The following is a 20,237-nucleotide window of genomic DNA, read 5'->3' as shown; positions in this document are numbered from 1 at the left end:
ATGGCGCACGACCAGACCCTGAGCGCGCTCGACCGCCAGCGTCGCGGCCTGCTCGCCGCGTTCGGCGCCAGCGCGCTGCTGACCCTGTTCCCGCGCGTCACCGCGGCCGCGGCCGGCGGCCGCGACACGCGCCTGCTGCTGGTGCTGTTGCGCGGCGGCCTGGACGGCCTGCACCTGCTGCCCGCGTATGCAGAGCCGGCCTACGCCGGCCTGCGCCGCGACGGCGCGGTCGCCGATCCGATCCGCATCGACGGCCTGTTCGGCCTGCACCCGGCGATGCAGCAGTCCGCGGCGATGTACCGCGCCGGGCAGTTGCTGCCGCTGGTGGCGGTGGCGCCGCCGTACCGGCAGCGCTCGCACTTCGACGCCCAGGATTGCCTGGAGAACGGCACCGCCACCCCGAACGGCGCGCGCGACGGCTGGCTCGGCCGCTGCGCGCGCGCGATGCCCGGCGGGCAGGCGCTGGCGGTGGCGGCGGTGATGCCGCTGGCGCTGCGCGGCAGCGACCGCGCCAGCAACTGGTGGCCGCCGTTGCCGCGCCCGGTCGATCCGCAGCTGCTGCAACAGCTGCAGCCGCTGTACGCGGCCGATCCGCGCCTGAGCGAGACCTTCCAGCGCTCCGCCGGCAGCGCCGGAATGCAGCGCGACGGCAAGGGCGCGTTCGCCCTGCCCGAGGCGATGCGGGTGGCGGCGCAGCGCATGGGCGCGGCCGACGGCCCGCGCATCGGCTTCGTCGAGGACAGCGGCTGGGACAGCCACCGCAACCAGGCGCCGCAGCTGCAGCGCAAGCTGGCCGAGCTCGACCAGGGCCTGGCCGCGGCGCGCGAAGGCTTCGGCGCGGCGTGGCCGCGCACGGTGGTGGCGGTGGTGACCGAGTTCGGCCGCACCGCCGCGCTCAACGGCACCGACGGCACCGACCACGGCACCGGCGGCATGGCCCTGCTGTGCGGCGGCGCGGTGCGCGGCGGCCGCATCGGCGGCGATTGGCCGGGGCTGGCGCCGTCCCAGCTCAACGAGGGCCGCGACCTGCGCGCCACCACCGACCTGCGCGCGGTGTTCAAGAGCGTGCTGGTCGAGCACCTGGGCGTGGCCGATGCGGCGGTGGAGCGCAGCGTGTTCCCCGACAGCCGCGGCTTGCCGCCGCTGCGCGACTGGCGCCGGGCCTGAGCGGCGCCGGGCGCGGCCGGCAGCGGCCGCGAACCGGCGCTGCGCCGCGCGCGCTTTTCCGATTCCGAAACCGTGGCGCCCGCGCAGGGCGGGGCGGCCGCGTACGCCGCCGCATTGCGTTGCGCCGCGGCCTGCGAAACTTGCGCTGTGCCGTGGTTAATCTGTGATGAAAGCGGTTTATGATGCCGGGCAGGGGAACCGGGCCGCCGGCGCGGGAACTTCGACCACCCACTCCATCCAATACCACGTAGGGGAAGCGTAATGAACGATATCAGTCAGGACGAAAAGACTTGGGGCATGCTGGCTCATCTGAGCACGCTGGTCGGTTTGATCGTTCCCTTCGGCACCCTGCTCGGCCCGCTGGTGGTGTGGCTGATGAAGAAGGACACCATGCCCTTCGTCGCCGACCAGGGCAAGGAAGCGCTGAACTTCAACATCACCGTGATCATCGGCATGATCATCGGCGGCATCCTGACCCTGGTGCTGATCGGCGTGCTGGTGATGATCGCCGTCGGCCTGGCCTGGCTGGTGCTGACCATCATGGCCGCGCTGGCCGCCAACAAGGGCGAGGCCTACCGCTACCCCTTCACCCTGCGTCTGGTGAAGTAAGCGGCTCGCGGCGCACGCCGCACGAATGCGAAAGGCGGGCTTCGGCCCGCCTTTTTCGTTTCCGCGCCGGGCCGGTCATGGCGTCGGCGGCGATTCGGAAGCCGGGACCGAAATCGCGCGTTCCCAGCGCTGGCGTTCTTCGTGTTCCAGCGCCAGCAAGGCGTCGGGCGAACCGCCGCCGGCGACCACTTGCAGGTCCTGCAACTGTTTTTGCACCGACGGCAGCGCCAGGACCTGGGCCACGGCCTGCTGCAGCCTGCGCTCGGACGCCGCGTCCGAATTTGCGGGCGCCCACAGGCTGAAGCGGTCGTAGGCGGTGAAGTCCGCCAGCGGCGCGCTCGACGCCAGCGTCGGCCAGCTCGCGCCGTCGAAGACCTGCGGATGCGCCGGCTCGGCGGCGGTCCCGATCACCCGCAACTGGCCGCGCCGCACCGCCACCGCCACGCCGTTCACCGGGGCGAACAGCAATTCCGCCGCATGCGCCTGGGTGACGATGTCCGAGGGCGGATACATGCCGGCGATGATCACCCGCTGCACGTCCACGCCGCTCAGCGCGCGGAACTGGCCGAAGGCGAGGTGCCCGGTCCAGCCGTCGTCGCCGGTGGCGATGCGCAGCGCGCCGGGATGCGCGCGCGCATAGGCGAGCAGGCCTTGGGTGTCGTGGATGCCCAGCGCATCGGCCTTGGCGCTGTCGATGGCCAGCACCAGCGGCTCGGAGGTCAGCAGGGTGACCGGACGCAGCGCGTGCATCAGCCGATCGATCGCCTGCCCGCTGTGCACGCCCTGGATGCCGCCACGCGGCAGCCGCAGCGCGGCCAGCAGGACCTTGGCGTTCCCGCCCTGCGTCATCAGTTGGCGGTAGGCGTCCTCGGTCGCCGAGGGCATGTAGTCGACCCGCACCTCGCGGCCCAACAGCCGGGGCAGGTGCTCGGCCAGCATTTGCGCGTAGAAACCGCTGCGGCCTCCGGGCGGGAACAGCACGGCGATGTGCAGCGCGTGGTCCGGCACCGGCGCGAGCCACTGCCCGGCGTCGTTCAACAGCCCGTAGCGCAGGCTCCAGTCGGCGCCGGTGGAGGCGTTGCGCACCATCGCTTCGGCGACCCAGTGCCGGCCCACGCGCTGGATCTTGCGGACGATCGGGCGTTCGTCGTTCCAGCCGGGTGGGCGCCAGTCGTGCGGATACGGCCCCGCGACCACCGCATAGCCATGGCGGAAGGCGCGCGCCTGCCGGAACTGCGGCGCGATCGCCCAACGCCCGCGGGCGTCCTGGTAGCCCCATCGGCCGGTGCCCGGGTCCTGGACGGGACGCAGGGCCGCGGCCTTGCCGCCGCGCAGGCGTTGCCAGCCGCAGACGCGCGGCGTGGCGGCATCGAGTTGCGGATCCTGGCCGGCGGCGGTGCACAGGCGGATGCGGCGCGGCGTGGCCGCATCGGCCAGTTGCTCGAACACGAACGGGATCACCGTGCGCCCGCGGCCGTCGATGAGGCCCAGGGCGGTCGCGCTGGCAGCCACCGGCGCTTGCCGGCTGCGCAGCCACTGCGCGGTGGCGATGTCGCGCAACGGCGCGGGGCTGCGCCAGCGGCCCTGCGCGTCGCGCAAGCCGGGCTGTCCGGCCACCGTGTCCACGCGCAGGCCGGATGCGGGCGGCGCGGGTTCGCCCGGCATCGGCGCGGGCAGGGCCGCGGACGATGCGGCGAGGGCGCTGTCTTCGCCGGCGCAGGTCTTGGGCGGCACGGTCCATCGGCCCTGTTCGTCGACGCGTCCGTAGCCGAGCGCGGTGCGCTGGGCGCCATCGGGCGCGCGCTCGACCAACCACAGCTTGAGCGAAGGCTGCAGCGAATCGTCGAGGTCGATCCGCTCCAGCCGCACGACCCGCCAGCGGCCGTCGCAGAAGCCGCGGGCCGCGGGCGAGAGGAACACCGCGCGGCCGTCCAGCGCGTCGAACAGCGCCGGCGAACGCTCGCTGTCCGCGCCGGTATTCAGGCCCAACCAGCGCGACCGCGCCATCTGCTCGGGCGCCATGCCCAGGCTGAAGGCGAACACGTCCTGCCACGGCGGCGCCTGCGGATCCACCGGCCGCAGCTGCCATACCGATTGCATCGGCAGCGCGTCGGGATTGGCGCGCAGGTCGTCTTGGCTCGGCGGCGCCGCTTGGGCCGGGAAAAGCGCGGCGCCGAGCCACAGCGCGACGGCGAACGGAAGTAGGCGCTTCATGGGGCGGTGCATCCTCCTTGATGGGCCGCGGCGCTCGCGAGCGACGGCCGAAGCCATCGCCTGGGCGATGGCGTTCCAGGCGGCGTCGGTCGCTAGCCGTTGCCGCTTCGACCGCAGCGTAGGCGCTGGCGTCGAAGCCTGACAACTGGGCTGCGGTCGACGAAGGACGAAAGGGGCGCGAGGCGGTCCGGGCCATCGCCGCCGCGCCGGCGCGGGCGCCGAAACGAAAAGGCGGGCCGAAGCCCGCCGATGTGGTCGTCGCTGCGCCGCCGCGCGCGTCAGCGATCGCGTTCGATCGCCAGCCGCCCGAGTGCGTGCAGCGCGGCCGCGCGCGGGCCGAACGGCTCCAGCGCTTCGCGCATCGACGCGGCCAGTTCGTCCAGGCGCGCGCGCGAGGCGTCCAGGCCGATCAGCGCGGGGAAGGTCGACTTGTCCTGGGCCAGGTCCTTGCCGGCGGTCTTGCCCAGGGTCTGGCTGTCGCCTTCGATGTCGAGGATGTCGTCGCGCACCTGGAAGGCCAGGCCGAGCGCGTGCGCGTAGCGGTCCAGGGCCGCCAGCGCGGCGGCGTCGGCGCCGCCGCACAGCGCGCCCATGCGCACGCTGGCGCGGATCAGCGCGCCGGTCTTGAGCGAATGCAGGCGTTCCAGCGCGTCCAGGGACAGCTGCACGCCGGCGCCGGTGGCGTCGATGTCCAGCGCCTGGCCGCCGCACATGCCGGCCACGCCCGCGGCCTGGGCCAGGCTGCGCAGCAGGTCGACGCGGATCGCGTCGGCGACGTCGGTGTCGGCGAGGGTGGCGAAGGCCAGCGATTGCAGCGCGTCGCCGGCGAGGATCGCGGTGGCTTCGTCGAAGGCCACGTGCACGGTCGGCTGGCCGCGGCGCAGGGCGTCGTCGTCCATCGCCGGCAGGTCGTCGTGGACCAGCGAATAGGCGTGGATCAGCTCGACCGCGGCGGCCGGCGCGTCGAGCGCGATCGGCGCGACTTCGAACAAGGCGCCGCTGGCGTAGACCAGCAGCGGCCGCATGCGCTTGCCGCCGAGCAGCACGGCGTGGCGCATGGCCTGGTGCAGGCGGCGCGGCTCGGCCTCGCTGTCGGGCAGGACCCGCGCCAGCGCGGCGTCGGCGCGTTCGCGCCAGCGGCCGAGGACGGCATCGAGCGCGCGCGGATCGGTCGCGGCGTCCGCGCCGGGCGCGGACCCGGCGGCGCGCGGCTCAGGCATCGACATCGCTGCCCGGCGGGCCGGCGTTGCCGAACGGCTCGGCGCTGGCCGGCTCCTGCGGATCGGTCAGCAGGCGCACGCGCAGCTCGGCCTGCTCCAGCGCGCTCTGGCAGCGGCGGTACAGGCCGACGCCGCGCTCGTAGGCGGCCAGCGACTCTTCCAGGCTCATCTCGCCGTGTTCCATCTTCTCGACCAGTTGCTCGAGCGCATCCAGCGACTGCTCGAAATCGGCGACCGGCGAGGCTTCGATAGTGGTTTTGCGGGGCATGGGGAAAGTGTGAGCCGGGGGGCGGACGGGGTCAATGCGCGCGGGGTGAAGAGGCTGCGGCGGCAGGTCGCAGGCGCGTTGTGGCGGGGGCCGCGCGGTTGCGCGGTGGCTTTGCGGGAACGGTGCGAGGTGCGGGCGCGAATCGGTGGCCGCTGCGGCGGTTTCGGCTTGGCGATGACGTCGCATAGGCGGGTTTCGCCGGGCGTTGCGGTGGCGCGGTCGCGGCTTGCGCCGCTCCTACAGGGAGGTCGCAGGGCTTCGGGCTGGCCTTGTAGGGGCGGCGCGAGCCGCGACTGCGAATCGGCAGTTGCTGCGGCGGTTTCGGCTTGGCGATGGCGTCGTACTGGAGGGGCTCGCCGGGCGTTGCGGTGGCGCGGTCGCGGCTTGCGCCGCTCCTACAGGGAGGTCGCGAAGCTTCGGGCTGGCCTTGTAGGAGCGGCGCGAGCCGCGACTGCGAATCGGCAGTTGCTGCGGCGGTTTCGGCTTGCCGATGGCGTCGTGCTGGAGGGTTTCGCCGGGCGTTGCGGTGGCGCGGTCGCGGCTTGCGCCGCTCCTACAGGGAGGTCGCGAAGCTTCGGGCTGGCCTTGTAGGAGCAGCGCGAGCCGCGACTGCGAATCGGCCGCTGCGGCGACGGCTACGGTTCCCACTCCAGCCGCGCCGCGCGTTCGCGCAGCCAAGCCTGCAGGCGTGCGGAGTACAACAGGTCGCCCGCGGCCAGCAGTTCGCCGTCGGCCGCGCTCAGCAGCGGCAGGCGTTCGCGTTCCCACGGCGGTACGCCGAGCGCTTGCAGCGCATGTTTGAGGCTGTGGCGATGAGCGCGGCCGGGCAGGGCGATGCGTTCGCCGCCGCTGCGCGGGTGCGCGCGCAGGGCGGCGTCGAAGCGGTCGGTTCCGTGCAGGCGCCAGCGACCGCCGCCCGGCAGCGCCAGCGGCGCGGCGCCGTCCCAGTCGGCGCGCCAGTCCGGCGGCAGCGGCGGGCGTTGCGGCGCCGCGTGCAGCAGGTCGCGCCAGGCGCGCACGCGGGCGCCGTTCCAGGCGAATTCGGCGTCGGCGTCGGCGCGCGCGTACAGCAGCTCGGTTTCGATCCGGGCCACGCCCTGCGCCGGCAGCGGCGGCAGCGCCAGCGCGGCGATCCAGCGCCGCAGCACGCGCGCGCGCCGCGCCGGCGCCAGCGCGCGCAGGGCGCTGCGCGAGAGCGCGTGCGGGTCGAGGCTGCGCGCCTGGGCCAGGGCCAGCGCGTCGCCCTGTTCGAGCAGGCCGGCGGCGTCGTCCTGCAGGCGCGCCGATTGCGCCAGCGCCGCCGGCGCCTGCGGCCAGCGTTCGCGCAGCAGCGGCAGCACGCGTTGGCGCAGGAAGTTGCGGTCGTAGCGGTCCTCGGCGTTGCTGGGGTCGTCGATCCAGCGCAGGCCGTGGCGCTGCGCGTAGGCCTCCAGCGCCGCGCGCGGCAGCGCCAGCAGCGGCCGCCACAGGCGCCCGCGGCCGCACTCGCGCCATTCGCGCATCGCCGCCAGGCCGTCCGGGCCGGAGCCGCGCAGCAGGCGCAGCAGCACGGTCTCGGCCTGGTCGTCGCGGTGGTGCGCCAGCGCCAGCGCCTCGCCTTCGCCCAGGCCGGCGGCGAACGCGGCATGGCGCGCGGCGCGCGCCGCGGCCTCGGGGCCGTCGCCGCTGTCGCGCGCAACCGATACCCGCGAAACGGTCAGTTCCAGGCCGTAGCCGGCGCAGACTTCGGCGCAATGCGCGGCCCAGCCGTCGGCCTGCGGATGCAGCCCGTGGTGCACGTGCCAGGCGCGCAGGCCGCGCGCGCGCGCCAGCGGCGAGGCCGCCAGCGCATGCAGCAGCGCGCTCGAATCCAGGCCGCCGCTGTAGCCCACGCACACCGGCGCGGCGGGCAGGGCGGCGAGGGCGGCGGGAAGCGCATCGGCGCCTGAGCAGGACATGCGCGCATGGTGCCACGCCGCGGGACGCAGCAACCCATGCGTGGTGCTGCCCCGGCGCCGGGGCGCCTATACCTTGATTCGCGTTCCCCTGATGAGAGTCCCGTCGTGTCCCGGCTTTTCGCTCCGCTGTCGCAACGCTCGCTGACCCTGCGCAACCGGCTGGCGGTTTCGCCGATGTGCCAGTACTCGGCCAGCGACGGCCTGCCCAACAACTGGCATATGGTCCACCTCGGCAGCCGCGCGGTCGGCGGCGCCGGACTGGTGTTGACCGAGGCCTGCGCGGTGTCGCCGGAAGGCCGCATTTCCGCCGCCGACACCGGCCTGTGGAACGCCTCGCAAGCCGAGGCCTGGCATCGCATCTCCTGCTTCCTGCGTTCGCGCGAGGCGGCGGTGGGCGTGCAACTGGCGCATGCGGGACGCAAGGCCAGCGTCGAGGCGCCATGGCTCGGCGGGCGGCCGGTGGCGCCGCAGGACGGCGGCTGGACGCCGGTGGCGGCCTCGCCGCTGCCGTTCCGCGAAGGCGCGACGCAACCGCGCGAACTGCAGCCGATCGAGATCCGCACCGTGGTCGACGACTTCGCCGCGGCCGCGCAACGCGCGCTGGATGCGTGCTTCCAGTTGGTCGAGATCCACGCCGCGCACGGCTACCTGCTGCACCAGTTCCTGTCGCCGCTGTCGAACCGGCGCCAGGACCGCTACGGCGGCAGTTTCGACAACCGCACCCGCTTGCTGCGCGAAGTGCTGGCGGCGGTGCGCGAGGTGTGGCCGGAGCGCTTGCCGCTGTGGCTGCGCATCTCCGCCACCGACTGGGCCGAGGGCGGCTGGGACATCGAGCAGAGCGTGGAGCTGGCGCGCATGGTCAAGGACCTGGGCGTCGACCTGATCGACGTGTCCAGCGGCGGCCTGCTTCCCGATGCGCGCATTCCCGGCGACGAGCCGGGCTACCAGGTGCCGTTCTCCGCGCGCATCCGCCGCGAAGCCGGCATCGCCACCGGCGCGGTCGGCCTGATCACGCGTGCGGCGCAGGCCGAGAGCATCGTCGCCCAGGGCGAGGCCGACGTGGTGCTGTTGGCGCGCGAGTTGCTGCGCGATCCGTATTTCCCGCATCGCGCGGCGCGCGAGTTGGGCGCGGCGGCGCATGTGCCGGAGCAGTATCAGCGCGCCTGGGCGTGAATCGCCGCGGGCTGGGCGGACCGCGTCGGGCCTGAAGGCCCTCCCACAAGCGAAGCGATGGCGCGGCTCTGAAGTTGCGCCTTCGGGTCCGATGCGTTTCGCTCAGCCCGGGTCGCCGCCGCCGCGGGCACAAATCCCCGTGCGCATCCGCGCCGGTATCGTTTGCGTCGACGCCACGCCGGTTTTTTCGAGCGCCCACGCATAACGCCGGGCGAAACGTTCGCGATGGCAGCCCGGATCGAAATACGAAGGCGCCTGCGCCAGCATCAGCAGCGCGACTTGTTCATGCGCGGACAGCGACTGCGCCGGCCGGTCGAAGTAACGGCGCGCGGCGGCGTCGATGCCGGCGGGGCCGCCGTCGGCGAAACGGTCTTGCTCCAGCGCGTAGTCGATCAGGCCTGCGCCGTCGTATTCGCGGCTCAGGCGGATCGCCAGCGCGGCCTGGGCCAGGTGGCGTTGCAGCGTGCCCGTGCGCGACGGCAGCCGGGTGCGCTGGAGGTAAGCGACGCGGTACAGCAGCCGCTGGTCGGCCGGTACGCTCGCCGCGCGTCCGTCGCCGGGATCGGTCAGCAACTCGCGGGCGAAGCCGGGCGGACTCAGGCGCCGCACCCGGATCGGGCCGTGGCCGCCGTGCAAGGTCCAGTACAACTGCCGCAGCGCGTCGGGATAGCGCTGTTGCGCTTGCGGCGCAGGCTCGCTCAAGTGCTTCAGCGCGTGCCAGTACAGCGCATACGGCAATGCGAAGGCAGTCGCGGCGAGCACGATCAGCAGCGCGCCGGCGACGATCGGCCCGCGTCGGCGGGCAGGCGCGCGCTGGCGCGGTGCGGTCGGGGCCTGGCTCATGCGTCGGGCGGGCAGTCGATGGGTTTGAGCCGCGCCAGCGTTTGCGCCGACAACGTGGGCAGCTTGGGATCGCCGATCTCCTGCAGGGCCTGCGCATAGGCGTCGCGGAACGTTTGCGCGCGGCACTGCGGATCGTGGTTGTGCAGGCCGTGGTCGAGCAGGACCAGCAGCGTCAGCTGCTCGCGCGTGAGCCGTTCGACCGGCTGCGCGAAGTAGGCCTGCGCCGCCTGTTCCAGGGTGGCGCTGTCGCGGCCGTAGTCGCCGGAGTCCAGCACGAGGTCGGCCATGCGCTCGGCCGGCCATTCGCGGCTGGAGCGGATGAACAGCGCCAGCGACTCGAATTGATGGTCGTAACTGAACTGCTGCAGCGCTTCTGCGTTGGAGGCTCCCGAAGGCGCAGGCGCGACGATATGGGCATACCGCGCCTCGACGATCGCCGATCGGGCCGCGCTGGAGGTCCAGTCCACCAGTCTCAGGTCGGCGGGTTCCTTGGCGAGGCCGTCGGTCTGCGCCAAGTACGTCGCCACGGCTTCGAAGATCAAACCGGTGTAGCTGAAGATGTTGAGCCGGCGCACTTCGAGCGGACGGTCGCCGCCGCCCAGGCTGCGCCACAAGACCTCGCGCGCCAGCGGCGGATACTCGCGCCGCGGCTGCGGCAGCCGTTCGGGCAACATCGACGCGCCGTACCAGTACGCGCCCTGCAGCAGCAGGCACAGCGCGGCGATGAGGGCGACCACGCCGCCCCCGGCCCATTTGAAGAAGGTTCCCAGCGCCATCCGTGGCTCTCCGTCGTCGCGCCGCGCCCAGGCGGCTTCAGGCGCTCAAGGGATCAGGCGGCTTCGTACGCGCCGTAGCCGCGCAGCCGCTCGTAGCGGCGCTGCAGCAGTTCCGCCACCGGCACGTTCTCGAGCGCGTCGAGTTCGTTGAGCAGCACCGCTTTCAGGCGCGTGGCCATCTGCTTGGGATTGCGGTGCGCGCCGCCGATCGGCTCGCGCACGATCTTGTCGATCAGGCCCAGCTCGGACAGGCGCTTGGCGGTCAGGCCGAGCTGCTCGGCCGCGTCCTTGGCCTTCTCGGCGGTCTTCCACAGGATCGAGGCGCAGCCTTCCGGAGTGATCACCGAGTAGGTGCTGTATTCCAGCATCAAGGTGCGGTCGCCGACGCCGATGGCCAGCGCGCCGCCGGAACCGCCTTCGCCGATGACGGTGCAGATCACCGGCACCTTGAGCTCGGCCATCTCCAGCAGGTTGCGCGCGATCGCCTCGGACTGGCCGCGCTCTTCGGCGTCGATGCCCGGCCAGGCGCCGGCGGTGTCGATGAAGGTCAGCAGCGGCAGGCCGAAGCGTTCGGCCAGCTTCATCAGCCGCAGCGCCTTGCGGTAGCCCTCCGGGCGCGGCATGCCGAAGTTGCGCTTGATCTTGCTCTTGGTGTCGCGGCCCTTCTGGTGGCCGATCACCACCACGGCGCGGCCGCCGATGCGGGCCAGGCCGCCGACGATGGCGTTGTCGTCGGCGAAGGCGCGGTCGCCGGCCAGTTCCTGGAACTCGTCGCACATCACCCGCACGTAGTCCAGCGTGTACGGCCGGGCCGGGTGGCGGGCGAGCTGGGAAATCTGCCACGAGCTCAGGTCGCGGAAGATCTGCGCGGTGCGCAGGCGCAGCTTGTCCTGCAGGGCGTGGATTTCGGTGTCGATGTCGACCGCCGGGCCGCTGCTGGCATGGCGCAGCTCCTGGATCTTGGCTTCCAGGTCGGCGATGGGCTGCTCGAAGTCGAGGTAATTGGGGTTCATGCGTAGGCCATGGGCCGGGGAAGGGCACAGTCTAGCCTAGCCGGCCGGACCGTACCGATAGGCATGGGGCAGGTACGGAAACTGCCAAGGCGTTCGCGGGAAAACGGCAACGGCGTTGCGCCTGGACGCTTGACTCGTTGCCGTTTTTCGCCGCGCGACGGCGCGCTCAGTCGCCGCCGGCGGCGCGCGCCCACGGCTTGGACAGCGTCACCTTGACCGCCTTGACGCCGGGCTGGGCGCGCAGCAGGCCGGCCAGTTCGGCGTCGATGCGCACCGATTGCGGGCCGTTGAGATCGAGCATGCCGGCGGCGCCGTCGCGCAGCAGGTCCAGGCGGATCGGGGTCGGGCCGGGGCGCTGCTTGGCGAGCAGCGCATCGACCCGCTGCCAGGTGCCGGGCACGCGCAGGTCCAGGCGCAGCGCCAGGCGCTGGGCGTGCTTGCCGCAGACCGCGTTGTAGTCCCAGCAGCGCGCCGCGCGCAGGGCGAAGCCGCCGCTGAAAGCGTCCTCGCGCAGGCCGCCCTGGATCACCAGCAGGCGGTCGCGCGCGAGCATCGCGGCGAACTCGCTGTAGGTCTCGGAGAAGAACGCGCACTCCAGGCGGCCGCGGCCGTCCTCGATCTGCACGAACATCTGGCTGTCGCCCTTCTTGCGCAGGCCGACCACTTGCCCGGCGACGATCACTTCCAGTTCCGGGCGCCAGCCGCTGCGCGCGCTTTCCGGGCGCTTTTCCCAGATGCCTTCGAGTTCGCCCAGGTCGGTGCCGACCAGCGCGCGCACTTCCTCGCGGTACGGATCGAACGGATGGCCGCTGAGGTAGTGGCCCAGGGTCTCGCGTTCGCCGTGCAGGATCTGCGCCAGCGGCCATTCGTTGGTTTCGCTCAGGTCCAGGTGCAGCGCCGGAGTCGCGGCCTCGAAGCCGCCGAACAGCGAGACCTGGCCGGCGGCGCGCTCCTTGGCCATCTGGTCGGTGGCCTTGAGCACTTCGGGCAGCTGCAACATCAGGCTCGCGCGGTTCTTGCCCAGGCCGTCGAGCGCGCCGGCGTGGGTCAGCGCTTCCAGCGCGCGGCGGTTGAGCTTGCCGCTGTCCACGCGCTTGCAGAAGTCGAGCAGGTCGACGAACGGGCCGGCGCGGCGCGCTTCCACGATCGACTCGCACACGCCGCGGCCGACGCCCTTCACCGCGCCGATGCCGTAGCGGATGGTGTCGGCGTCGATCGCCTCGAACATGTATTCGGATTGGTTGACGTGCGGCGGCAGCACGGTGATGCCCATCACCCGCGCTTCGTCGAGGAAGTTCACCACCTTGTCGGTGTTGTCCATGTCCGACGAGCAGGTCGCGGCCATGAACTCGGCGCCGTAGTGGCGCTTGAGCCAGCCGGTCTGGTAGGCCACCAGCGCGTAGGCGGCCGAGTGCGACTTGTTGAAGCCGTACTCGGCGAACTTCTCCATCAGGTCGAAGATCGGGCTGGCCTGCTTGGCCGGGATGTTGCGCTCGGCGCAGCCGGCCTCGAACTTGGCGCGCTCTTTCGCCATTTCCTCCGGCTTCTTCTTGCCCATCGCGCGGCGCAGCATGTCGGCGCCGCCGAGGGTGTAGCCGGCCAGGACCTGGGCGATCTGCATCACCTGTTCCTGGTAGACGATGACGCCGTAGGTCGGCGCCAGCACCGGTTCCAGCGAGTCGTGCGGGTAGGTGACCTCGGCGTTGCCGTGCTTGCGGTCGACCCAGTCCTTGTCCATCCCCGAGCCGAGCGGGCCGGGACGGAACAACGCGGCCAGCGCGATGATGTCTTCGAAGGTGTCGGGCTTGGCGCGCTTGAGCAGCTCGCGCATGCCGCGCGATTCGAACTGGAACACCGCGACGGTGTCGCCGCGCGCGAACAGTTCGTAGGTGGGCTTGTCGGTCAGCTCCAGCGCGTTGACGTCGAGCGGCTCCTGGCCCTCCTTGGCGCGGCGCTTGTTGATCGCGCGCACCGCCCAATCGATGATCGTCAGCGTGCGCAGGCCGAGGAAGTCGAACTTGACCAGGCCGACCGCTTCGACGTCGTCCTTGTCGAACTGGGTCACCGGGTTGCGGCCGCGGCCTTCGCCGTCGTGTTCGGCGAACAGCGGGCAGAAGTCCGACAGCGGGCTCGGCGCGATGACCACGCCGCCGGCATGCTTGCCGGCGTTGCGGGTCAGGTCTTCCAGGCTGCGCGCCAGGTCGAGCAGGTCGCGCACGTCGTCTTCGTTGCGGTAGCGCTGGATCAGGTCGGTCGAGGCCAGGTCCGGATTCTTCGCCGCCGCTTCGGATTCGCCCAGCGCGTCGTCGAGCGAGATGCCCAACGTCATCGGGATCAGCTTGGCGATGCCGTCGACGAAGCCGTACGGATGGCCGAGCACGCGGCCGGCGTCGCGCACCACCGCCTTCGCCGCCATGGTGCCGTAGGTGATGATCTGGGAGACGCGGTCGCGGCCGTACTTGCGCGCGACGTAGTCGATGACCTCGTCGCGGCGGTCCATGCAGAAGTCGATGTCGAAGTCGGGCATCGACACGCGTTCGGGATTGAGGAAGCGCTCGAACAGCAGGTCGTACGGCAGCGGGTCGAGGTCGGTGATGCCCAGCGCCCAGGCCACCAGCGAACCGGCGCCGGAGCCGCGGCCCGGACCGACCGGGATCTCATGATCCTTGGCCCAGTTGATGAAGTCCGCGACGATCAGGAAGTAGCCGGGGAAGCCCATCTTGATGATGACGTCCAGCTCGATTTCCAGGCGCTCGTCGTATTCCTCGCGGGTCTTGCCGGGCGCGAGCGGGTTCTTCTCCAGGCGCTTGGCCAGGCCTTCGCGCGACTGGCTGCGCAGCCACGACTCGATGGTGTGGTCGCTGGGCGTGGGAAACGCCGGCAGCGCGTACTCGCCGAGCTTGAGCTCGACGTTGCAGCGCGTGGCCAGGGCCAGGGCGTTGTCGATCGCGTCGGGCACGTCGGCGAACAGCGCGGCCATTTCCTCGCTGGTCTTGAGGTATTGCTCCTCGCTGTAGTCGCGCGGGCGCTTGGGGTCGTCGAGGACGCGGCCGGAGGCGATGCACACGCGCGCCTCGTGCGCCTCGAAGCCGTCGCGGTCGAGGAAGCGCGCGTCGTTGCTGGCCACCACCGGCAGGCCGCGCTTGGCCGCGGCCTGCAGGGCGAAGGCGTTGAACGCGTCCTCGCCCTCGCGCTGGGTGCGGGTCAGCTCCAGGTGCAGGCGGTCGCCGAACACGCCTTGCCAGTCCACCAGCCAGGCATGGGCGAGTTCGTGGCGGTTGCTGCCGGCCAGGCGCCCGGCCAGGCTGTGGCGGCCGGCCATCACGAACAGGCCGTCGTTGTCCTCGCGCAGCCATTCCGGGCGCAGCACCACGCCTTCGGTGCGGTGGCCTTCCATCCAGGCGCGGCTGAGCAGGCGCGACAGGCTCAGGTAGCCGCCGCGGTCGCGGCATAGCAGGGTCAGGCGCGAGGCGGCCTCGTTGCCGTCGGCCAGGTGCACGTCGGCGCCGATGATCGGCTTGATGCCGGCGCCTTCGCAGGATTTGTAGAACTTGACCGCGGCGAAGATGTTGTCGACGTCGGTCAGCGCCACGGCCGGCTGGCCGAGGGCGACGCAACGCTTGACCAGTTCGCCGATGCGGATGGTCGAGTCGGCCAGCGAATATTCGCTGTGCAGGTGGAGATGAACGAAGGGAGCGGACATGCGTACCGGTTGTGCGGCCGTGCCGGGGCAGCTCGTGCCGGGCGTCGCGCGCCTTGGCGGCGGGAGCCCGGGACGGCAGTCGGCACGGCGGGGAAAGTGCCGGATTGCAGGGTATCAGCCCGGTGGCGTGGGGCAAGGCTTGACAGGGGACGATCGCCGGCGCGCGGCGAATCTCACCGGATTGGGAATCGTGCGGTGCGCGGTTGGGCGCGCGGATGCCGGACCCGGCGACTGTAGGCGCGGCGCAAGCCGCGACCGCGAGGCGGCCGGTCGCGTCGCCGGCGACGCCATCGCGTACGCAGAGGCCCATCCGCTGCGCGGCAAGCTCGCGAGCAGCGAACGCCCGAGCCGCGGTCTGCGATGCGATCGGCCGTCCCGCGGTCGCGGTTTGCGCCGCTCCTACAGGGGGCGATGGCGGGAGCGCGGTTGCGGGTTGTGGTCGGCGATGGCGGACGGGCGACGCGATCGGCCGCCCTGTGGTCGCGGCTTGCGCCGCTCCTGCAGAGGGCCGATGCGGGAACGCGGTGGCGGGCCGCCACGCGCGTTCACGCGATCCGGAACACCGGCTCGGGCGTGCGTCCGTTGGCGTAGTGGCTGTCGCTGACCCGGGCGTGGTGCTGCAGCAGCGCCAGTTCGGCGAGCCGGTCGCGCGCCCAGGCCGCGCGCTGCGCTTCGGCGTCGCCGGGCGGATGCTCCAGCTGCCGGTAGGCGCAGAAGTCGCGGTAGTCCTCGGCTTCGGCGGCGAACGCCGGCCACGCCAGTTCGACCAGCAGCACGTCGTCGAGCAGGCCCAGCAGCGGCACCCGGTCGGGGATCAGGCCCTCGTCGTGGTCGACGTAGGCGAACAGCCGCTCCAGCCGCCGGCGCAGCGCCGGATCGCAGTTCCAGGCCGGGTCGGCGGCCATCGTGCGCAGGTCCTGCAGGCAGCGCAGGCGCTCGTCGACCACGCCCCGCGCCCGCTGCGGCGGCAGCGCGGCCAGCCACGCGGCCAGGCGTTGCAGGCGGTCGGCGTCGATCCGCGCGGCGTCGGGGTGGAGTTCGTGCAGCAGCGCGTCGAACGCGGCGATCGCCGCCGGGCGCAGGGCCATGGCCGGCTCGTAGGGCTGCAGGTGGTGCGGCGGCGGCGCGCGCTCGAACGGCAGCGGCTCGGCGGTCGGGGTGGGGTGAGGCATGCGCATGGAACACCTCGCGTCCGGCCGTTGCGGGGGCGGGGAGGCTCGCGTCGCGGGCCGGGAAACGACGCGGACCGGTGCGTTGGGAGGATGGCCAACGATGCGCCTGGCGCGAGTGTGCGCGCGCGGGTCGCAAGTCGTTGTGACCTGTGGCACGGCCGGACGTTCAGGCGGCTTGCGGCGGGTCCGGGCGCTGGCTGTTGGGGGAGGGTCTTCAGGCGCGAGGCGGTTGTTTCGGATCATCGCGGCCTGAGCGAAAGGCATCGGGCCTGAAGGCCCTCCCACGACAGCCAAGGCTTGCGAGCTTCGGAGGGCCTGCACGGGAGTCCAGGCGCCGGGCCTGCGGGCCGCGGCGGCGGCCTAGAACAACGAGCGCTGCTCGGCCTCGATCCGCACCGGCGCGAAGCTGCGCCGGTGCTGCGGGCACGGGCCGTGCGCCTGCAGCGCGGCCAGGTGCGCGGCGGTGGAATAGCCCTTGTGGCGGTCGAAACCGTAGTGCGGCCATTGCTGGTGCAATTGCTGCATGAGCCGGTCGCGCGCGACCTTGGCCAGGATCGAGGCGGCCATGATCGCCGGCTCCAGCGCGTCGCCGCCGACCAGGGCCTCGCCGCGGCAGGGCAAGTCGCGGGGCAGGTGGTTGCCGTCCACCCGCGCCAGCTCGGCCTGCGGCGTCAGCGCCAGCAGCGCGCGGCGCATGCCGGTCATGGTCGCCTGGAAGATGTTGATGCGGTCGATCTCCTCGACCTCGACGAACTCGATCCGCCACGCCAGCGCGCGTTCCTGGATCAGCGGGAACAACGCTTCGCGCCGGGCTTCGGTGAGCTTCTTGGAATCGTCCAGGCCGTCGATGCGGCGGCGCGGATGCAGGATCACCGCGGCCACCGCGACCGGCCCGGCCAGCGGGCCGCGGCCGGCTTCGTCGACCCCGGCGATCAGGCGCGGCTTGCTGCGAGGGCGGGGCGGGGCGGCGGTTGCGTTCAAGGCGGGCGGCGGTTGGCAGAGAAGTGAGCGCAGGGCGGCAAGGCGCGAGCGGCGGCGGACGGCCCGCTCCTGCACGCGCGCAAGCTTATCAGGCGGGGCCGGACGCCCGCCGCCGGCTCAGCCCGCGCTCGCGGCGCGCTCGCCGATCAGCTCGACGATGGCGTCGGCGGCGCGCGCGGAGGCGTCGCGCTTGAGCTCCAGGTGGATGCGCTGGAATTTCGGCAGCAGCGCGGCGCCCGCGGCGGGGTCGCGCAGCCAGCGCAGGACCGCGCCGGCGAGGTTCTCCGGGGTGCAGTCGTGCTGCATCAGCTCGGGCACGACCGCCTCGCCGGCCAGCACGTTCGGCAGCGCGTAGCGGTCGACCTTGAGCATGCCCAGGCGCTTGACCAGGGCGTAGGTCAGCGGCGAAACCTTGTAGGCCACCACCATCGGCCGCTTGGCCAGCATCGCCTCCAACGTGGCGGTGCCCGAGGCCAGCAGCACCGCGTCGCTGGCGACCATCACCGTGCGCGCGCCGCGGTCGACCACGCGCAGCGCGCGGCGCACCCGCGCGCCGTCGGGATGGGCGTCGAGGATGCGTTCGAACGCGCCGCGCGCGCGCGCGCTGGCCATCGGCGCGACGATGCCCAGGCGCGGTTCCGCCGCCAGCAGCACGGCCGCGGCGGCGATGAAATCCGCCGCCAGGGTCTCGATCTCGCCGACCCGCGAACCCGGCAGCATCGCCAGGATCGGCGCCTCGTCGTCCAGGCCCAGGGTCATGCGCGCGCCGTCGCGGTCGGGATGGATCGGCATCTCGTCGGCCAGCGGATGGCCGACGAAACGCGCATCCACGCCGTATTCTGCGTAGATCGGCGGCTCCATCGGGAACAGGCACAGCACCCGGTCGGCGCTCTGGCCGATCTTCTGCGCGCGCTTGCGCCGCCACGCCCACACCGACGGGCTGACGTAGTGCACGGTGCGCACGCCGCGCTGCTTGAGCCATCGCTCCACGCCGAGATTGAAGTCGGGCGCGTCGATGCCGATGAAGGCGTCGGGCTTCCAGTCGAGGATGCGCTGGCGCACGTCGCGGCGCAGGCGCAGCAGCCGCGGCAGGTGCTTGAGCACTTCGGCCAGGCCCATCACCGCCAGTTCGCCGGCGTCGAACCAGGAGTCCATGCCGGCCGCGCGCATCTGCTCGCCGCCGATGCCGACGAACTCGGCGCCGGGATGGCGCCGGCGCAGTTCCTCGATCAGCCCGGCGCCGAGCAGGTCGCCGGAGGCTTCGCCGGCGATCAGGGCGAAACGCGGCGGCGGCGGGGGCGCGGCGGGGAAGATCTCGTCGATGGGGGCGGCGATCGGAGCGGGCGCAGGGGCGTTCATCGGGGGATGGGGCGCTCTTGGACGTTGCGCCGTCAGGACCGGCGCGGTGTGAAGTGGCGTTCCAGTTCGCCTCGGTATTGGTCGCGGTCGAACACGAACCGCAACGGCGCGCCGGGCGGGCAGGCGGATGAGGCCGCATTCTCGCCCGGATCGGCCCCGGACATGGGGCCATTGTCGTCCTCGAGGGTCACTTGCCGCCAAACGACGTGATCGCCGTCAACTTCCAGGACGCAGGAGATCGTCCCGCAATAGTCGCTGCCGCAGTGGCAGCGGTACAGCACCAGCCGGCCCGAGCCGAACTGGTTGTGCGCCGGCTGCAGGCCCAGGAACGCGGCGCGGCCGCGTTCGACCAGCGCCAGCGGGCGTTGCGTCTCCAGGTCCGTGTCGGCGTTGCCCAGGTCGCGGGCGATGCCGAGCCAGTGCGCGAGCGGACGCTCGTCGATGAAGATCTCGGCGACCTCGGCGCGCTGCTGGGCGCCGTCGGTGGCGTAGGCGAACGCGGTCCGGCCGATGCGCAGGCGCTGGACCGTCGTCGCCATCCTCGCCTCAGCGCAGCAGCGGCCGCTCGCCGTTGCCGATGAAGTCCAGCAACGCGCGCACGTCGACGCTGTCGGCGGCGAGTTCCTCGAGCTTGGCCCGCGCGTCCTCCAGCGAGGCGCCGGACATGAACACCGCGCGGTAGGCGCGCTTGATCGCGGCGATGCGCTCGGGACCGAAGCCGCGGCGCTTGAGGCCTTCGGCGTTGATACCGCGCGGGCGGCCGTAACCGTCCTGGGCGACCATCAGGAACGGCGCGACGTCGCCGTTGACCAGCGCGCCCATGCCGATGAAGGCGTGCGCGCCGACCCGGCAGAACTGATGGATGCCGGCGAAGCCGCTCATGATCACGTGGTCTTCGACCACCACGTGGCCGGCGAGCGTGGAGTTGTTGGAGAACACGCAATCGTTGCCGACCTGGCAGTCGTGGGCGATGTGGGTGTAGGCCAGCAGCCAGTTGCGGTCGCCGATGCGGGTGACGCCGCCGCCGCTGCCGGTGCCGCGGTTGACGGTGACGAACTCGCGGAAGTTGTTGCCGTCGCCGATGACCAGTTCGGTGCGCTCGCCGGCGAATTTCTTGTCCTGCGGGTCGCCGCCGATCGCGCACTGGGCGTGGAAGCGGTTGTCGCGGCCGATCCGGGTCGGCCCCTGGACCACGCAGTGCGGGCCGAACGCGGTGCCGGCGCCGACTTCGACCTGCGCGCCGATGTAGCAGAACGCGCCGACCACGACGCCGTCGCCGAGCTTCGCGGCGGGATCGACGAAGGCGGTGGGGTGGATGGTGGCGCTCATCGGGTCATTCCTTGGCTTCGGCGCACATGATCTCGGCGCAGGCCACCACGTTGCCGTCGACGCGGGCGACGCCGTCGAACAGGGCCATGTTGCGGATCATGCGCTTGAGCGTGACTTCCAGCTCCAGGCGGTCGCCGGGCACGACCATGCGCGAGAACTTGGCCTTGTCGACCTTGACCAGGTAGAACGAGCGGCCGGCGGCGACGCCGCCGTGGGTGACCTGGGTCAGCAGGCCGCCGGCCTGGGCCAGGGCCTCGATCACCAGCACGCCGGGCATGACCGGGTTGCCGGGGAAGTGGCCGTTGAAGAAGGGCTCGTTGCAGCTCACGCCCTTGATGGCGAGCACGCGCTTGTTGGGTTCCAACTCGAGCACGCGGTCGATCAGCAGGAACGGATAGCGGTGCGGCAGCAACTGCTGGATCGCCGGCACGTCGAGCGGGAGTTGCAGGGTCTGGCTCATCTTGTCTTTCGTC

General features: G+C 72.3%; 17 protein-coding genes. 3 read left to right on the top strand and 14 right to left on the bottom strand.

Annotated elements, in window-relative coordinates; translation table 11 throughout:
- Complete coding sequence (locus tag BLV01_RS03615; RefSeq protein WP_091794093.1) at positions 1-1,167, top strand: DUF1501 domain-containing protein; 1,167 nt, start codon at positions 1-3, stop codon at positions 1,165-1,167.
- Positions 1,168-1,428: 261 nt separating this feature from the next.
- On the top strand, positions 1,429-1,776 hold the full coding sequence (locus BLV01_RS03610) for a DUF4870 domain-containing protein (protein ID WP_091794090.1): 348 nt from the start codon (positions 1,429-1,431) through the stop codon (positions 1,774-1,776).
- A gap of 75 nt (positions 1,777-1,851) precedes the next feature.
- Here the strand turns inward: BLV01_RS03610 and BLV01_RS03605 are convergent, their stop codons facing one another.
- The 4 genes from BLV01_RS03605 to tilS all read right to left on the bottom strand — a co-directional run bounded on the left by BLV01_RS03605 (position 1,852) and on the right by tilS (position 7,415).
- Entirely contained in the window at positions 1,852-3,990 is a 2,139-nt protein-coding gene (locus BLV01_RS03605; protein ID WP_175485757.1) for a tripartite tricarboxylate transporter substrate-binding protein, read from the bottom strand.
- Between the two features lie 278 nt (positions 3,991-4,268).
- A complete protein-coding gene (gene ispA, locus BLV01_RS03600) occupies positions 4,269-5,210 on the bottom strand; it encodes a (2E,6E)-farnesyl diphosphate synthase (RefSeq protein ID WP_091794720.1) in 942 nt (313 codons plus the stop codon).
- Positions 5,203-5,478: an exodeoxyribonuclease VII small subunit gene (locus BLV01_RS03595; RefSeq protein WP_091794086.1), complete on the bottom strand. Its 276-nt coding sequence runs from the start codon at positions 5,476-5,478 to the stop codon at positions 5,203-5,205. The genes ispA and BLV01_RS03595 overlap by 8 nt, the downstream gene beginning before the upstream one ends.
- A gap of 635 nt (positions 5,479-6,113) precedes the next feature.
- On the bottom strand, positions 6,114-7,415 hold the full coding sequence (gene tilS, locus BLV01_RS03590; RefSeq protein WP_091794084.1) for a tRNA lysidine(34) synthetase TilS: 1,302 nt from the start codon (positions 7,413-7,415) through the stop codon (positions 6,114-6,116).
- Positions 7,416-7,520: 105 nt separating this feature from the next.
- Here tilS and BLV01_RS03585 point away from each other — a divergent pair, with 105 nt between their 5' ends.
- Positions 7,521-8,588 (top strand): NADH:flavin oxidoreductase/NADH oxidase, encoded by a 1,068-nt coding sequence (locus BLV01_RS03585; RefSeq protein WP_254782489.1) that lies wholly within the window; start codon positions 7,521-7,523, stop codon positions 8,586-8,588.
- 102 nt (positions 8,589-8,690) lie between these two features.
- Here the strand turns inward: BLV01_RS03585 and BLV01_RS26065 are convergent, their stop codons facing one another.
- From BLV01_RS26065 to fabZ, 10 genes are all read right to left on the bottom strand, one after another.
- Complete coding sequence (locus BLV01_RS26065) at positions 8,691-9,431, bottom strand: transglycosylase domain-containing protein (RefSeq protein ID WP_175485756.1); 741 nt, start codon at positions 9,429-9,431, stop codon at positions 8,691-8,693.
- Entirely contained in the window at positions 9,428-10,207 is a 780-nt protein-coding gene (locus BLV01_RS26060; protein WP_175485755.1) for a hypothetical protein, read from the bottom strand. Before BLV01_RS26060 ends, BLV01_RS26065 begins: the two co-directional genes overlap by 4 nt.
- Positions 10,208-10,260: 53 nt before the next feature.
- Positions 10,261-11,220 carry an acetyl-CoA carboxylase carboxyltransferase subunit alpha gene (locus BLV01_RS03575; protein ID WP_091794080.1) on the bottom strand — a complete coding sequence of 320 codons (960 nt, stop codon included), beginning with the start codon at positions 11,218-11,220 and terminating at the stop codon, positions 10,261-10,263.
- Between the two features lie 166 nt (positions 11,221-11,386).
- Positions 11,387-14,923 (bottom strand): DNA polymerase III subunit alpha, encoded by a 3,537-nt coding sequence (gene dnaE, locus BLV01_RS03570; RefSeq protein WP_091794078.1) that lies wholly within the window; start codon positions 14,921-14,923, stop codon positions 11,387-11,389.
- Positions 14,924-15,468: 545 nt separating this feature from the next.
- Positions 15,469-16,095 (bottom strand): hypothetical protein, encoded by a 627-nt coding sequence (locus BLV01_RS03565; protein ID WP_139178427.1) that lies wholly within the window; start codon positions 16,093-16,095, stop codon positions 15,469-15,471.
- A gap of 360 nt (positions 16,096-16,455) precedes the next feature.
- A complete protein-coding gene (gene rnhB / locus BLV01_RS03560) occupies positions 16,456-17,076 on the bottom strand; it encodes a ribonuclease HII (protein ID WP_175485754.1) in 621 nt (206 codons plus the stop codon).
- Positions 17,077-17,193: 117 nt separating this feature from the next.
- Entirely contained in the window at positions 17,194-18,435 is a 1,242-nt protein-coding gene (gene lpxB, locus BLV01_RS03555) for a lipid-A-disaccharide synthase (RefSeq protein WP_091794074.1), read from the bottom strand.
- Positions 18,436-18,467: 32 nt separating this feature from the next.
- Entirely contained in the window at positions 18,468-18,974 is a 507-nt protein-coding gene (locus BLV01_RS03550) for a hypothetical protein (RefSeq protein ID WP_091794073.1), read from the bottom strand.
- Between the two features lie 7 nt (positions 18,975-18,981).
- A complete protein-coding gene (gene lpxA, locus BLV01_RS03545) occupies positions 18,982-19,764 on the bottom strand; it encodes an acyl-ACP--UDP-N-acetylglucosamine O-acyltransferase (RefSeq protein WP_091794071.1) in 783 nt (260 codons plus the stop codon).
- Positions 19,765-19,768: 4 nt separating this feature from the next.
- Positions 19,769-20,224 (bottom strand): 3-hydroxyacyl-ACP dehydratase FabZ, encoded by a 456-nt coding sequence (fabZ, locus tag BLV01_RS03540; RefSeq protein WP_057948254.1) that lies wholly within the window; start codon positions 20,222-20,224, stop codon positions 19,769-19,771.
- Positions 20,225-20,237: the final 13 nt, after the last annotated feature.

Origin of the sequence: Lysobacter sp. yr284 (assembly GCF_900107375.1) — a bacterium.
In the GTDB taxonomy this organism is placed as follows: domain Bacteria; phylum Pseudomonadota; class Gammaproteobacteria; order Xanthomonadales; family Xanthomonadaceae; genus Lysobacter.
This window is presented reverse-complemented; position numbering and strand designations above follow the sequence as displayed.

Excerpts from the sequence above, each read along its gene's own strand:
- BLV01_RS03550 (WP_091794073.1), bottom strand. The coding sequence starts at position 18,974 with ATGGCGACGACGGTCCAGCGCCTGCGCATCGGCCGGACCGCGTTCGCC.
- BLV01_RS26060 (WP_175485755.1), bottom strand. The coding sequence starts at position 10,207 with ATGGCGCTGGGAACCTTCTTCAAATGGGCCGGGGGCGGCGTGGTCGCC.
- tilS (WP_091794084.1), bottom strand. The coding sequence starts at position 7,415 with ATGTCCTGCTCAGGCGCCGATGCGCTTCCCGCCGCCCTCGCCGCCCTG.
- BLV01_RS26065 (WP_175485756.1), bottom strand. The coding sequence starts at position 9,431 with ATGAGCCAGGCCCCGACCGCACCGCGCCAGCGCGCGCCTGCCCGCCGA.
- BLV01_RS03565 (WP_139178427.1), bottom strand. The coding sequence starts at position 16,095 with ATGCCTCACCCCACCCCGACCGCCGAGCCGCTGCCGTTCGAGCGCGCG.
- BLV01_RS03575 (WP_091794080.1), bottom strand. The coding sequence starts at position 11,220 with ATGAACCCCAATTACCTCGACTTCGAGCAGCCCATCGCCGACCTGGAA.
- lpxB (WP_091794074.1), bottom strand. The coding sequence starts at position 18,435 with ATGAACGCCCCTGCGCCCGCTCCGATCGCCGCCCCCATCGACGAGATC.
- BLV01_RS03615 (WP_091794093.1), top strand. The coding sequence starts at position 1 with ATGGCGCACGACCAGACCCTGAGCGCGCTCGACCGCCAGCGTCGCGGC.
- lpxA (WP_091794071.1), bottom strand. The coding sequence starts at position 19,764 with ATGAGCGCCACCATCCACCCCACCGCCTTCGTCGATCCCGCCGCGAAG.
- BLV01_RS03610 (WP_091794090.1), top strand. The coding sequence starts at position 1,429 with ATGAACGATATCAGTCAGGACGAAAAGACTTGGGGCATGCTGGCTCAT.
- BLV01_RS03605 (WP_175485757.1), bottom strand. The coding sequence starts at position 3,990 with ATGAAGCGCCTACTTCCGTTCGCCGTCGCGCTGTGGCTCGGCGCCGCG.
- ispA (WP_091794720.1), bottom strand. The coding sequence starts at position 5,210 with ATGCCTGAGCCGCGCGCCGCCGGGTCCGCGCCCGGCGCGGACGCCGCG.
- dnaE (WP_091794078.1), bottom strand. The coding sequence starts at position 14,923 with ATGTCCGCTCCCTTCGTTCATCTCCACCTGCACAGCGAATATTCGCTG.
- BLV01_RS03595 (WP_091794086.1), bottom strand. The coding sequence starts at position 5,478 with ATGCCCCGCAAAACCACTATCGAAGCCTCGCCGGTCGCCGATTTCGAG.
- fabZ (WP_057948254.1), bottom strand. The coding sequence starts at position 20,224 with ATGAGCCAGACCCTGCAACTCCCGCTCGACGTGCCGGCGATCCAGCAG.